At 32.7% G+C, this 13,865-nt stretch carries 13 protein-coding genes; 12 read left to right on the plus strand and 1 reads right to left on the minus strand.

Annotation, left to right across the window (positions count from 1 at the left end; all coding sequences use genetic code 11):
* Positions 1-67 precede the first annotated feature (67 nt).
* Together ebpS and ypdA are read left to right on the plus strand one after the other, a co-directional pair.
* Positions 68-1,819, plus strand: coding sequence for an elastin-binding protein EbpS (ebpS, locus tag NSQ15_RS06380; RefSeq protein ID WP_340747187.1), 1,752 nt, complete (start codon positions 68-70; stop codon positions 1,817-1,819).
* Positions 1,820-2,011: 192 nt separating this feature from the next.
* The gene (gene ypdA / locus NSQ15_RS06385) at positions 2,012-2,998 is read left to right on the plus strand and encodes a bacillithiol disulfide reductase YpdA (RefSeq protein WP_029055321.1); all 987 of its coding nucleotides are present in this window, start codon (positions 2,012-2,014) and stop codon (positions 2,996-2,998) included.
* A gap of 54 nt (positions 2,999-3,052) precedes the next feature.
* Here ypdA and NSQ15_RS06390 read toward each other — a convergent pair whose 3' ends face one another.
* Complete coding sequence (locus NSQ15_RS06390; protein ID WP_070453806.1) at positions 3,053-4,027, minus strand: asparaginase; 975 nt, start codon at positions 4,025-4,027, stop codon at positions 3,053-3,055.
* Positions 4,028-4,103: 76 nt separating this feature from the next.
* Between NSQ15_RS06390 and cmk the strand changes: the two genes are divergently transcribed.
* The 10 genes from cmk (at position 4,104) to aroC (ending at position 13,844) form a co-directional block, all read left to right on the plus strand.
* Complete coding sequence (cmk, locus tag NSQ15_RS06395) at positions 4,104-4,763, plus strand: (d)CMP kinase (RefSeq protein ID WP_017637958.1); 660 nt, start codon at positions 4,104-4,106, stop codon at positions 4,761-4,763.
* A gap of 269 nt (positions 4,764-5,032) precedes the next feature.
* Positions 5,033-6,211 carry a 30S ribosomal protein S1 gene (gene rpsA, locus NSQ15_RS06400; RefSeq protein WP_124760080.1) on the plus strand — a complete coding sequence of 393 codons (1,179 nt, stop codon included), beginning with the start codon at positions 5,033-5,035 and terminating at the stop codon, positions 6,209-6,211.
* 173 nt (positions 6,212-6,384) lie between these two features.
* Positions 6,385-7,695, plus strand: coding sequence for a ribosome biogenesis GTPase Der (der, locus tag NSQ15_RS06405; RefSeq protein WP_340747032.1), 1,311 nt, complete (start codon positions 6,385-6,387; stop codon positions 7,693-7,695).
* Between the two features lie 19 nt (positions 7,696-7,714).
* Entirely contained in the window at positions 7,715-8,713 is a 999-nt protein-coding gene (locus NSQ15_RS06410; RefSeq protein ID WP_017637961.1) for an NAD(P)H-dependent glycerol-3-phosphate dehydrogenase, read from the plus strand.
* A 171-nt stretch (positions 8,714-8,884) separates the two neighbouring features.
* The gene (locus NSQ15_RS06415) at positions 8,885-9,157 is read left to right on the plus strand and encodes an HU family DNA-binding protein (protein WP_001043863.1); all 273 of its coding nucleotides are present in this window, start codon (positions 8,885-8,887) and stop codon (positions 9,155-9,157) included.
* A gap of 253 nt (positions 9,158-9,410) precedes the next feature.
* A complete protein-coding gene (locus tag NSQ15_RS06420) occupies positions 9,411-9,983 on the plus strand; it encodes a heptaprenyl pyrophosphate synthase subunit A (RefSeq protein WP_029055326.1) in 573 nt (190 codons plus the stop codon).
* Positions 9,984-9,985: 2 nt separating this feature from the next.
* Positions 9,986-10,693 carry a demethylmenaquinone methyltransferase gene (locus tag NSQ15_RS06425; protein WP_017637963.1) on the plus strand — a complete coding sequence of 236 codons (708 nt, stop codon included), beginning with the start codon at positions 9,986-9,988 and terminating at the stop codon, positions 10,691-10,693.
* Between the two features lie 20 nt (positions 10,694-10,713).
* Positions 10,714-11,673, plus strand: coding sequence for a polyprenyl synthetase family protein (locus tag NSQ15_RS06430; protein ID WP_037536644.1), 960 nt, complete (start codon positions 10,714-10,716; stop codon positions 11,671-11,673).
* A gap of 133 nt (positions 11,674-11,806) precedes the next feature.
* Positions 11,807-12,256 (plus strand): nucleoside-diphosphate kinase, encoded by a 450-nt coding sequence (gene ndk / locus NSQ15_RS06435; protein ID WP_017637965.1) that lies wholly within the window; start codon positions 11,807-11,809, stop codon positions 12,254-12,256.
* 421 nt (positions 12,257-12,677) lie between these two features.
* A complete protein-coding gene (gene aroC, locus NSQ15_RS06440) occupies positions 12,678-13,844 on the plus strand; it encodes a chorismate synthase (protein WP_340747033.1) in 1,167 nt (388 codons plus the stop codon).
* Positions 13,845-13,865 lie beyond the last annotated feature (21 nt).

Below are 13,865 nucleotides of genomic sequence, written 5' to 3' on the forward strand. Positions count from 1 at the left end.
ACATACATAATCATTTATTTTGTGGGTATAGTTTATGTATCAAAACAAAATTAAAATAGAGAGGATGATGAATGTGTCTAATAATAACTTCAAAGATGATTTTGAAAAGAATCGTCAATCTATAGACTCAGAAGATCATAAAGAACAGACATCTTCAAACGAACATGATGAAGACAAACCTACAGACAAAGTAGAAGAAAAAGCGAATCAACAATTCCCACCAAGAAATGCGCAGAGACGTAAACGTCGTAGAGATGTCGCTACAAATAATAATCGTCAATCTGAATCACAAACTAGTTCTAACCAAGATGGCTCATTAGATGATAGATTCGATGATACATCATTACATAACGGAGACAACAAAAACTATGATGCTTCATCTAAGGATGTTTCAAGCAAATCACAAGAGCATCAAACAGTAAATAATGATCACAGACAAGAAACAACACATGACAATACTTCAAACCACGAATCTGACAAAGACTCACGACAAGACGAAACATTAAAACGTAGTCATAAAGATGAAGATACTCGTCATGAAGATGTTGACCATCAAGATAAAAAAGATAATAAAGGTAAAAAAGCAGCTGCAACAGGCGTTGGGGTTGCTGGCGCTGCAGGTGCTGCCGGACTAGCTAAACATCAGCACGATAAAAATGATAAGCATGCTGACAAACATGATTCAAAACACGATGATAAGCATCTAAATAGTGATAGCCATGATACAACAAATGATAAACAACATGACGATAACTTAAAAGATCATGACAATGATCAACGTGGTCACAAAGATGAAGATACTCGTCATGAAGATGCTGACCGTCAAGATAAGAAAGATAATAAAGGTAAAAAAGCTGCCGCAACAGGCGCTGGGGTTGCTGGCGCTGCAGGTGCTGCCGGACTGGCTAAACATCAGCACAATAAAAATGATAAGCATGATGACAAACATGATTCAAAACACGATGATAAGCATGATGACAAACATGATCATAAAGATGATAACAACGAAATTAAAAAAGATAACGAAAAATCAGGCAAAGGTAAAAAAGCTGCTGCAGTAGGTGCAGGTGCTGCTGGCGCTGCTGGTGCCGCTGGGTTAGCTAAACATCATCATGATAAAAATGAAGCAAAAGATCATGACCATGATAACAATCATAATGATGATCATGACCATGATGATAATAATCATGGTAAGAAAAAAGGCGGCTTCATGAAGATTATCTTACCAATTATCGCTGCTGTATTAATATTAGGTGCTATAGCTATTTTTGCTGGTATGGCTTTAAATAACCACAACAATAGTGGAAATAATGATAATAAAGTAGCTAATGAAGACAGCAAAGACGGCATGAAAAATAATGATACAAGCAAAGACAAAGATAGCAATAAAGATAAAGATAGCTCTAAAGACAAAGATAAATCAAGTGATTCTGATAAAGATAAAGCAACATCAAATGATTCTTCAAATAGTAATTCAGCATCTGATTCAGATTCAGACGACAATGGCTCAAGTAGTAATAGCTCAAATGATGATAGTAATAGTGCTAATTCTCAAGCTACAAATAGTCAAAATAGCAGCAATAACCAAAATGGCCAAAGTCAAAATTCTCAACAAAACGGTCAACAATCAAATAATAGTCAAAGCAGTAATAGCCAACAAGGTAAACAAACACATACTGTTAATGGTAAAGAGAACTTATACAGAATTGCAATTCAATATTATGGCAGTGGTTCACCAGCCAATGTTCAAAAAATTAGACAAGCAAATGGTATAAGTGGTAATGATATCCATGATGGTCAAACATTAGTAATACCATAGGTTTTATTTATAACCATTTATAGACTGTGAGTAATGTTAAATCATTGCTCACAGTTTTTTTATTTATCCAAAATCATTTATTTTCCATTTCTTAAAACGTCACTAAAATTATAAATTTTTCTTAATCAAGGACTTCGCGTAAATAGATCATAACTGATATAATAGTTTGGTGATTAAAGGAGGCCGTATGACATGCAAAAAATAGAAAGTATCATCATTGGTGGTGGACCTTGTGGCTTAAGTGCAGCCATTGAACAAAAGAAAAAAGGTATTGAAACATTAGTTATTGAAAAAGGTAATGTTGTTGAAGCTATTTACAATTATCCAACACATCAAACATTCTTTTCTTCAAGCGATAAATTATCAATTGGCGATGTACCATTCATCGTTGAACAAAGTAAACCACATAGAAACCAAGCATTAGTATACTATCGTGAAGTAGTTAAACATCATCAATTAAATATTAATCCATTTGAAGAAGTATTAACTGTTAAAAAGATGAATAACCGATTTACAATTACAACTACTAAAGATGTGTACGAATGTAAATTTTTAACTGTAGCGACAGGATATTATGGTCAGCATAATACATTAGAAGTTGAAGGTGCTGATTTACCAAAAGTAAGTCATTATTTTAAAGAAGCACACCCTTATTTCGACCAAAATGTAGTCATTATAGGCGGTAAAAATTCTGCTGTAGATGCAGCCTTAGAATTGGAAAAAGCTGGCGCAAATGTCACTGTAATATATCGAGGAGATCGTTATCCTAAAGCAATTAAACCGTGGATTCTTCCTAATTTTGAATCACTAGTCAATCATGAAAAAATTACAATGGAATTTAATGCCAATGTAACTCAAATTACAGAGGATAAAGTAGTTTACGAAAAAGATGGTAACACTATTGAAATACCTAATGATTATGTATTTGCTATGATAGGTTATCACCCTGACTATGAATTCTTAAAATCTATCGGAATAGATATTAATACGAATGAATTCGGCACTGCACCCGTATATAACCGCGAAACATACGAAACAAATGTTGAAAACTGTTATATTGCCGGAGTAATTGCAGCAGGCAACGATGCCAATACTATCTTTATAGAAAATGGTAAATATCATGGTGGTTTAATAACACAAAGTATTCTTGCTAAAAAGCAAACACCTTTAGAATCATAAATAAATGGCGTAGATTGATAGTATCAAATCAATTCTACGCCATTATTTTTTATTTTACTCTTCAAAATATTGTCTAATATCGTGTCGTTCAAGTTCATTACTTAAACTCACTAATAATTTCAACCGTGCTTTAGGTCCATTCAACCCATTAGAAAATATTAACCCTTTGTCAGCAAGTTGATACCCGCCACCTTCATAGGCATAAACTGGACTTACAATGCCATTAAATGAGCGAGATACCATGACGATAGGAATATTCTTATCTATGCAGGCATTTAGTCCATCTAAACAAGTAGGTGGAAGATTACCTTGTCCCATAGCTTCGATTACTAAACCATCGATTTCTTGTGATGCATAAAATTTAAATATATCACTTGGCATATCCATGTATGATTTAACGAGTGGGACATTTAAGCCAGGATTTATATTATGATAACTTGTATGACTTAAAGGATGATGGTGATATTGTACATTATCTTTTGTTAGTACACCTAATGGGCCATGGTTAGGGCTTTGGAATGTATTTGTATTAGATGTATGTGTCTTAGTCACATTGCGTGCTGTATGTATTTCATCGTTAAATACGACCATAACACCCATACGACGAGATTTTGCAGAAGAGGCCACTCTAATCGCTGAAATAAAATTGTATAGACCATCAGAACCTATTTCATTGGAAGATCTCATAGCACCTGTAATGACAACTGGTTCCTCTATATCTAATAATAAATCTAAAAGGTATGCAGTTTCTTCAAGAGTATCTGTTCCATGAGTAATGACAAATCCGTCATATGAATTGTCTTTATCATGATGAGCTTCTACAATGATATCTCTTAATTGCTTCACATGTTGTATAGACATATGTGGAGATGGTACATTCATAGGATGAATCTCATCTACTTGTGCATATTGTTTAATGATATCTTGATGTTGTGAAATCGGATTTTCTTTATTTGTAATAACTCTATTAGAACTATCCTGTGACATGCTGATTGTGCCACCGGTATGAATAACAAGTAGACGTTTCATACTTTTCCTCCTATTAATAAAATACATATTTATGATAAAATATTATTCATCAAACAACAAGGTAGGTATTTCGATAATGAGTTTAATTAATATTGCTTTAGATGGTCCTGCAGCTGCAGGTAAAAGTACAATTGCTAAACAAGTTGCTAGTAAGCTTTCTATGATTTATGTAGATACTGGTGCTATGTATAGAGCAATTACATACAAATATATACGTACTAACCAAACAGAAGATTTTGAAGCACTGATTAAAAATACAACATTAGAATTAACTTATGACGAAACAAAAGGCCAACGTGTGATGCTTGATAATGAAGATGTAACAGATTATTTAAGAGAAAATGATGTTACTAACAACGTTTCATATGTCGCTTCAAAAGAACCAGTTAGATCATTTGCAGTTAAAAAGCAAAAAGACTTAGCTGCTAAAAAAGGTATAGTTATGGATGGAAGAGATATCGGTACAGTTGTACTTCCAAATGCCGAACTAAAAGTATATATGATTGCTTCTGTTGAGGAACGCGCTGAACGTCGTCAAAAAGAAAATGAATTACGTGGCATCGAGTCAAACTTGGAACAATTAAAAACTGAAATTGAACAACGAGATAACTATGACATGAATAGAGAGATTTCACCACTAAGAAAAGCTGATGATGCCGTTACATTAGATACAACAGGTAAATCTATTGAAACAGTAACTAACGAAATTTTAAAAATGGTTGATCAAATTAAATAATTAACTGAAAGCTATGTAAACGTTATAAGCAGAAACGTTTATATAGCTTTTATTATCCCTTATAATAGAATTAGATTGAATCTTAATATAAATAAACACTATAAATATACATCTTCAACTTTAAATTGAAATTTATTTAAAAAATTCACTTTTTAATTGCATCTATGAAATCAACATAAAGTTTCTTAAAGTGTAAAAGGGGAATTTCTTGAGAATTCAGTCAGTTTGTAAGATGTTATACTTATGTAGTGTATAAGGAGGCAGACAAGATGACTGAAGAATTCAACGAATCAATGATTAAAGATATTAAAGAAGGTGACAAAGTCACTGGAGAAGTACAACAGGTTGAAGATAAACAAGTAGTTGTGCATATTAATGGTGGAAAATACAATGGTATAATCCCTATTAGCCAATTATCCACACATCATATTGAAAAACCTAATGAAGTAGTTAAAGAAGGCGATGAAATAGAAGCCTATGTAACGAAAATTGAATTTGATGAAGAAAATGATTCAGGTGCATATATTTTATCTAAAAGACAACTTGAAACTGAAAAATCATATGACTATTTACAAGAAAAACTTGATAACAATGAAATAATTGAAGCTAAAGTAACAGAAGTTGTGAAAGGTGGATTAGTTGTCGATGTAGGACAACGTGGTTTCGTACCTGCTTCATTAATTTCAACAAACTTTATCGAAGATTTCTCTGACTTTGAAGGACAAACAATCAAAATTAAAGTTGAAGAATTAGATCCTGAAAATAACCGTGTAATCTTAAGCCGTAAAGCTGTTGAACAAGCTGAAAATGACGTTAAAAAAGCATCATTATTAGAATCACTTAATGATGGAGACGTGATTGAAGGTACAGTTGCTCGCTTAACAAACTTTGGTGCTTTTGTTGATATTGGTGGTGTAGATGGATTAGTTCACGTTTCTGAATTATCACATCAACATGTTCAATCTCCAGAAGAGGTTGTTTCAGTTGGCGAAAAAGTGAAAGTAAAAGTAAAATCAGTTGATAAAGATACTGAACGTATTTCATTATCAATCAAAGATACTTTACCAACACCATTCGAACAAATTAAAGGTCAATTCCACGAAAATGACGTTATCGAAGGTACAGTTGTAAGATTAGCTAACTTCGGTGCATTCGTTGAAATTGCTCCTGGAGTACAAGGCTTAGTTCATATCTCAGAAATTGATCATAAGCACATTGGTACACCAGGTGAAGTATTAGAACCAGGTCAACAAGTTAGTGTTAAAATCTTAGGTATTGATGAAGATAATGAACGTGTATCATTATCTATCAAAGCTACTTTACCAAACGAAGATGTAGTTGAAAGCGATGCTTCTACAACACAATCTTATTTAAATAAAGATACTGAGGAAGATAACCCTACTTTAGGTGATGTCTTTGGTGATAAATTTAAAGACCTTAAATTTTAATAAACAATAAATTATATTTACACTCCAATTAGAGTTATCTCTTTAATTGGAGTGTTTTTTTACATCTTCTCAAGTATTATTTAATATATTTAGTCGTTTGTTACAAACGTATTTTGAATCAGTGCTTGCATGTGATAAAATTATAGAGATTAAGAAAGAGAGGAAGTTAACAAATGACTAAACCTATAGTAGCAATTGTAGGCAAGCCTAATGTAGGGAAATCTACAATTTTTAATAGAGTAGTCGGCGAACGTGTTTCTATCGTTGAAGACACGCCTGGTGTAACCAGAGACCGAATCTATTCATCAGGTGAATGGTTAACTCATGAATTCAATATTATAGATACAGGTGGTATTGAAATAGGAGATGCACCATTCCAAACACAAATTAGAGCACAAGCAGAAATAGCCATCGACGAAGCGGACGTTATCGTATTTATGGTTAATGTTAGAGAAAGATTAACACAAAGCGATGAAATGGTAGCACAAATGCTCTATAAAAGTAAAAAACCTGTCGTTCTCGCAGTAAACAAAGTAGATAACTTAGAAATGCGTAACGACATCTATGATTTTTATTCTTTAGGATTTGGAGAACCTTATCCAATTTCAGGTTCGCACGGTTTAGGTTTAGGTGATCTATTAGATGCCGTCGTTGAAAACTTTGGTGAAGAACAAGAAGACCCATACGATGATGATACAATTCGTTTATCAATTATTGGTCGCCCAAATGTAGGGAAATCTAGTTTAGTCAATGCCATTTTAGGTGAAGAACGTGTCATTGTTTCTAATGTTGCTGGTACTACAAGAGATGCTGTCGATACAGAATATTCATTCGACGGTCAAGATTACGTGTTAATAGATACAGCTGGAATGCGTAAAAAAGGTAAAGTATACGAATCTACAGAAAAGTATTCAGTCTTAAGAGCATTAAAAGCAATTGAACGTTCAAATGTCGTCTTAGTTGTTATCGATGCAGAACAAGGTATTATTGAACAAGATAAACGTGTCGCTGGATATGCGCATGAAGAAGGTAAAGCAATCGTCATTGTTGTTAATAAATGGGATACAGTAGAAAAAGACAGTAAAACGATGAAGAAATTTACAGAAGACGTTAGAAAAGAATTCCAATTCTTAGACTACGCACAAATTGCCTTTGTCTCAGCTAAAGAACAATTAAGATTGAAAACGTTATTCCCTTATATTAAAGAGGCAAGTGAAAATCATAAAAAACGTGTACAAAGTTCAACATTAAACGAAGTAGTGACTGATGCAATTTCAATGAATCCTACTCCAACAGATAAAGGTAGAAGACTAAATGTCTTTTATACAACACAAGTTGCGATTGAACCGCCAACATTTGTTGTATTTGTTAATGACGTTGAATTAATGCATTTTTCTTATAAACGTTATCTTGAAAATCAAATTAGACATGCCTTTGGATTTGAAGGTACACCTGTTCATATCATTCCAAGAAAAAGAAATTAAAACGGAGGGGAATATTAATATGACTAAAATATCAGTATTTGGTATGGGAAGTTTTGGTACAGCATTAGCCAATGTATTAGCACAAAATGGCCATGATGTACTAATGTGGGGTAAAAATGACGAAAACGTCGAAGAATTAAATACACATCATATGAATAAAAATTATTTAAAAGAAGCAAAACTAGATCCATCTATTAAAGCCAGTACAGATTTAAGCAAAGTTGTAGATTTTGCAGATATATATTTAATGGCTTTACCTACTAAAGCAATGAGAGAAGTTGCTAGTAAAATCGATGGATTACTAACTACTAAAAAGACTTTTATTCATGTTGCAAAAGGTATTGAAAATGGTACGTTCAAACGTGTATCTGAAATGTTGGAAGATTCAATCTCTCCTGAACACAATGCAGGTATTGGTGTATTATCAGGACCAAGTCACGCTGAAGAAGTTGTTATCAAACAACCTACAACTGTGGCAGCATCATCAAAAGATGAAGCAGTAAGCCAATTAATTCAAGATTTATTTATGAATGATTATTTAAGAGTATATACAAATAATGATTTAGTCGGTGTTGAGCTAGGTGGCGCATTGAAAAACATCATTGCAGTAGCAAGTGGTATCGTAGCTGGAATGGGATTTGGTGATAATGCAAAAGCAGCTCTTATGACACGTGGTTTAGCTGAAATTAGTCGCTTAGGAGAAAAATTAGGTGCCGATCCTATGACATTCTTAGGTTTAGGTGGCATAGGTGACTTAATTGTAACTTGTACATCAACTCATTCTCGTAACTTTACATTAGGTTATAAATTAGGCCAAGGTAAAACAACAGATGAAGCACTTGAAGAAATGAAAATGGTAGTTGAAGGAATTTATACAACTAAATCTGTTTATTATTTAGCACAAGAAGTTAATGTTGATATGCCAATCACTACAGCATTATACAAAGTGTTATTCGAGGATGTTCCTGTTAAAGAAAGTATTAAAGAATTAATGGGTAGAGACAAAAAATCAGAATAATAAAGTGTCATTTTACACTTTATTGATGTGTTTTCCAAAAAAATTAATTCTAATCGTATTATTTTAAGGTTTTTAATATATAAATCGTTGCGGTGACAGTAATCAGTGTGTTAAAGTCTAACCATAATGATATAATGATATCATTATCAAACCTCAGGAGGTGAATTCATAATGAATAAAACTGATTTAATCAATGCAGTTGCAGAACAAGCTGATTTAACTAAAAAAGAAGCTGGTTCAGCAGTAGACGCTGTTTTTGAATCTATCCAAAACTCACTTGCTAAAGGTGAAAAGGTACAATTAATCGGTTTCGGTAATTTTGAAGTACGTGAGCGTGCTGCTCGTAAAGGCCGTAACCCTCAAACAGGTAAAGAAATCGACATTCCTGCAAGTAAAGTTCCAGCATTCAAAGCTGGTAAAGCATTAAAAGATGCAGTAAAATAATTTTACTTAAAAAAGCCCTTCGAGGGCTTTTTTCTTTTTGTATAAAATAAAAATTTAGTTCTCTATCAAAAAGAGAAAAATTAATTAACTATTTAACATAACTCCAAATACATAATCATATAATACATAAAAAGCGTTACTTTTTACATAAGTATAAATTCTGTAATCTAATAAAGATGAGAAGGGACTCTAATATTTAATTTTTTGATATATAATGTTAATATAAATAGTGATAATATCGTGAGGTGTGAACATGGAAACTACTGTAAGCAAATTAAATATAGATATTAAGCAAAGGCTTAAGGGTATAGTTGATTATGAAACCATACAAATCAATGAAAAGTTGGGTCAATTTTTAGACACATGCTCACTACCTGAAAAAGCAAAGTTAGCTTGCCTCACAATCGACACTTCGATGAAACATCTAGATGACATATCTAACAATCGTTTATCAAAGCATTCTATTCTAGTTGGAGATTTATTAAGTGCACATTTCTATACTATACTAGCTGAAATAAATGATCCTGAATATCAACTAGCAATGAGTAAAGCTATTGTTGAAGTGAGCGAGCTTAAATCTTCACTACATCAACATGTATTAACTGATGAAGAAGCGAGTGACGCAATTTTTAAAATTGAAACATTATTCCCATATATTACGTTAACTCATTTTAATAATGAAGGAAATGCAACTCAGATATATGACTTTTTATATGACGATGTACATGACTACTATCCATCATATTTAAAAAATTATAATAAAGAACGTGTTAATCTAATTATGAAAGACATCAAACAAACGCTAGATAAAAGAAGAGGTAATTAAAGATGGCTGAAAATAACGCTAAAAAAGAACAAGTTCATACAGTATTCCAAAATATTTCAAAAAAATACGATAGACTTAATAACATTATTAGTTTCGAACAACACAAAGTGTGGAGAAAACATGTTATGAAAGAAATGTCAGTCAAAAAAGGGAGTAAAGCCCTTGATGTATGTTGTGGTACTGCTGATTGGACAATCGCTTTAAGTAAAGCTGTAGGTCCTGAAGGAGAAGTAACTGGTATTGATTTCAGTGAAAACATGTTAGAAGTAGGAAAAGAAAAAACATCAAATATGGACAATATTAATTTAGTCCATGGAGATGCCATGAACTTACCATTTGATGATAATTCATTCGATTATGTCACAATCGGATTCGGCTTAAGAAATGTGCCAGACTATTTAGGCGCATTAAAAGAAATGAATCGTGTACTTAAACCAGGCGGTATGGTTGTATGCTTAGAAACGAGTCAACCAACATTACCTGTATTCAAACAAGTATATCGTTTATATTTTAAATTTGTGATGCCAATCTTTGGTAAATTATTCGCTAAATCAAAAGAAGAATATGAATGGTTACAACAATCTACTTTTGATTTTCCAGGTAAAGAAAAATTAAAACGACTATTTCAACAAGCAGGATTTAATAACATAAAAGTACGTAGCTTCACAGGTGGCGTTGCTGCAATGCACCTTGGCTATAAACAAAAATGATACGACCAAAGGTGATTAACGTGGCAAAGTTAAACATGAACAATGAAATAAAAAAAGTTGAAAAGCGTTTAGAACAATCAATTCATAGTAATGATAAAGTACTTGAAGAAGCCGCTTTTCATTTACTTTCTTCAGGTGGAAAACGTGTTAGACCAGCTTTCGTCATTCTTAGTAGCCAGTTCGGTAAAGAAGAAGGCGTTTCAGAAGATACGTATAAAGTGGCTGTAGCATTAGAACTCATTCATATGGCAACATTAGTCCATGATGATGTTATCGATAAAAGTGATAAACGACGTGGAAGACTTACAATTTCTAAGAAATGGGACCAAACAACAGCGATTATCACAGGGAACTTCTTACTTGCGTTAGGTTTACAACATTTATCAGAAATTAAAGACCAACGTGTTCATGAAATTTTATCTGAATCTATCGTGGACGTATGTCGTGGTGAATTATTCCAATTCCAAGATCAATTCAATAGCGAACAAACGATTACTAACTATTTAAGAAGAATTAACCGTAAAACTGCTTTACTAATTCAGTTAGCTACAGAAGTAGGTGCTATTACGTCTCAATCTGACAAAGAAACAATTAGAAAGTTAAAAATGATTGGTCATTACATCGGAATGAGTTTTCAGATTGTCGACGATATACTCGATTTTACTAGCACTGAAAAGAAATTAGGTAAGCCTGTAGGTAGCGATTTGATGAATGGTCACATCACATTGCCAGTTTTGCTTGAAATGAGAGATAATGCATCTTTCAAAGATATGATTGCTCACTTAGATAGAGACAGTAATAAAGAAGAATTTGAAAAATGTATAGATATTATACGCAATTCAAATAATATTCAAGTTTCAAAAGATATAAGTGAAAAATACTTGAATAAAGCGCTCAATCTAATTGATGAATTAGATGATAATCAAGCCCGAAACTTATTTAAAAAGTTAATTAAAAAAATGGGTTCTAGAAATGTGTAAATCATGTAAATCAGCTTGAAAGCGCTTTAATTAATTGGTAGTATATAAGTTAGCTACTTTATAATTAGCGGACAAGTTAATTTATACATACTTCAGAAGCTTGTTATTTTAAATTACAGGGGGACAACACAAAGTGGAACGTACATTTTTAATGATTAAACCAGATGCAGTACAAAGAAATCTTATCGGAGAAATAATTTCTCGTATTGAGAACAAAGGATTAAAACTTGTAGGTGGCAAATTAATGCAAGTACCACAAGAATTAGCTGAAAAGCATTATAGCGAACATGAAGGTAAACCTTTCTACAACAATTTAATTTCTTTCATTACTTCTGCACCAGTTTTTGCAATGGTTGTTGAAGGTGAAGATGCTGTAGCGGTTTCTCGTCATATCATCGGAAGCACAAACCCATCTGATGCTACTCCTGGATCTATTAGAGGAGATTTAGGTTTAACAGTTGGTAGAAATATCATTCATGGTTCTGATTCAGTGGAATCTGCTCAAAGAGAAATTAGTTTATGGTTTAATGATGAAGAAGTAAATACTTATGAATCTCCTAGAGATGCTTGGTTATACGAATAAAAAAATAAAATTTAAAAAAGTAATTCATTTTATCCTTAGAGCCTGAGACATAAATCAATGTCTCAGGCTTCAATTATATATTGGCAGTTGTTGCATTAGTTATAACTTATTGAATACCTTAGCTAAAACTAATGCGTAAATATCACTAACCCAATTTAGGAAGTGGTACTTTATCATTTTTTTATTTGGTTCTTTAACAAAATAATATGCAAGTAATTATAATTCAATCAAAACTTGTACAAAATAATATCATCTGCTATCAATCAATTAATTTCATTTAGAAATAAATCTTAAACTCATATTTTTGATTTGTAATAAAAATGACGTTAGCTCGATAAACTTATATTGATTTATTGATTGTGATATTATTAAACACATATAATAATTCATAAAAGAACTAAAAGGAAAGGAGTGTGCTTTAGTGAGATATTTAACTTCAGGAGAATCACATGGCCCACAACTAACAGTAATAATTGAAGGTTTTCCAGCTAATTTAGAAATTAAAGCTGAAGATATTAATAAAGAAATGTTTAAACGACAAGGCGGATATGGTAGAGGCCGTCGTATGCAAATTGAAAAAGACGCTATCGAGATTGTTTCAGGTGTAAGAAATGGCTATACACTAGGAAGCCCGATTACACTAGTCGTAACAAACGATGATTTTACTCATTGGAGAAATATCATGGGTATTGAACCAATTAGTGAAGAAGAACGAAAAAATATGAAACGTACTATTTCTAAACCAAGACCAGGACATGCTGATCTTGTTGGCGGAATGAAATATAACCACAGAGATTTACGAAACGTCTTAGAACGTTCTTCAGCTAGAGAAACAGCTGCTCGTGTAGCAGTGGGTGCTGTTTCTAAAATATTATTAGCTCAATTAGATATTCATATATATAGTCGTGTTGTAGAAATCGGCGGCATAAAAGATGAAGGTCTATACGATGCTGAGACATTTAAATCTAATATCGATAAAAATGACGTTCGAGTTATTAATGAAGATATTGCTCAACAAATGAGAGATAAAATTGATGCAGCTAAAAAAGAAGGCGACTCAATTGGTGGCGTGGTTCAAGTAATGGCAGAAAATATGCCTGTAGGAATCGGAAGCTATGTTCATTATGATCGAAAATTAGATGGTCGTATAGCTCAAGGTGTAGTAAGTATTAATGCCTTTAAAGGAGTTAGCTTTGGCGAAGGATTTAAAGCCGCTGAAAAGCCTGGTAGCGAAATTCAAGACGAAATTATGTATAACGAAACTCAAGGATACTATAGAGCTTCAAACCACTTAGGTGGATTTGAAGGTGGTATGTCAAACGGAATGCCTATCATTGTTAATGGTGTAATGAAACCTATTCCTACATTATATAAACCATTAAACTCAGTAGATATCAACACAAAAGAAGATTTCAAAGCAACGATTGAACGCTCAGATAGTTGTGCTGTTCCAGCAGCAAGCGTTGTTTGCGAACATGCCGTAGCTTTTGAATTAGCTAAAGCATTATTAGAAGAATTCCAAGCTAATCACATTGATCAACTAAAAGCACAAATCGCAGAACGTCGACAGTTAAATATCGAATTCTAATCATTTAAATCAGGTGAATAA

Origin of the sequence: Staphylococcus sp. FSL W8-0774, assembly GCF_038006785.1 — a bacterium.
Classification (GTDB): Bacteria; Bacillota; Bacilli; order Staphylococcales; family Staphylococcaceae; genus Staphylococcus; species Staphylococcus pasteuri.

What these genes read in the sequence shown, in the direction of transcription:
- NSQ15_RS06415 (WP_001043863.1), top strand. Translation starts at nt 8,885, where the DNA reads ATGAATAAAACTGATTTAATCAATGCAGTTGCAGAACAAGCTGATTTA.
- NSQ15_RS06420 (WP_029055326.1), top strand. Translation starts at nt 9,411, where the DNA reads ATGGAAACTACTGTAAGCAAATTAAATATAGATATTAAGCAAAGGCTT.
- ebpS (WP_340747187.1), top strand. Translation starts at nt 68, where the DNA reads ATGAATGTGTCTAATAATAACTTCAAAGATGATTTTGAAAAGAATCGT.
- cmk (WP_017637958.1), top strand. Translation starts at nt 4,104, where the DNA reads ATGAGTTTAATTAATATTGCTTTAGATGGTCCTGCAGCTGCAGGTAAA.
- NSQ15_RS06410 (WP_017637961.1), top strand. Translation starts at nt 7,715, where the DNA reads ATGACTAAAATATCAGTATTTGGTATGGGAAGTTTTGGTACAGCATTA.
- der (WP_340747032.1), top strand. Translation starts at nt 6,385, where the DNA reads ATGACTAAACCTATAGTAGCAATTGTAGGCAAGCCTAATGTAGGGAAA.
- rpsA (WP_124760080.1), top strand. Translation starts at nt 5,033, where the DNA reads ATGACTGAAGAATTCAACGAATCAATGATTAAAGATATTAAAGAAGGT.
- ypdA (WP_029055321.1), top strand. Translation starts at nt 2,012, where the DNA reads ATGCAAAAAATAGAAAGTATCATCATTGGTGGTGGACCTTGTGGCTTA.
- NSQ15_RS06390 (WP_070453806.1), bottom strand. Translation starts at nt 4,027, where the DNA reads ATGAAACGTCTACTTGTTATTCATACCGGTGGCACAATCAGCATGTCA.
- NSQ15_RS06425 (WP_017637963.1), top strand. Translation starts at nt 9,986, where the DNA reads ATGGCTGAAAATAACGCTAAAAAAGAACAAGTTCATACAGTATTCCAA.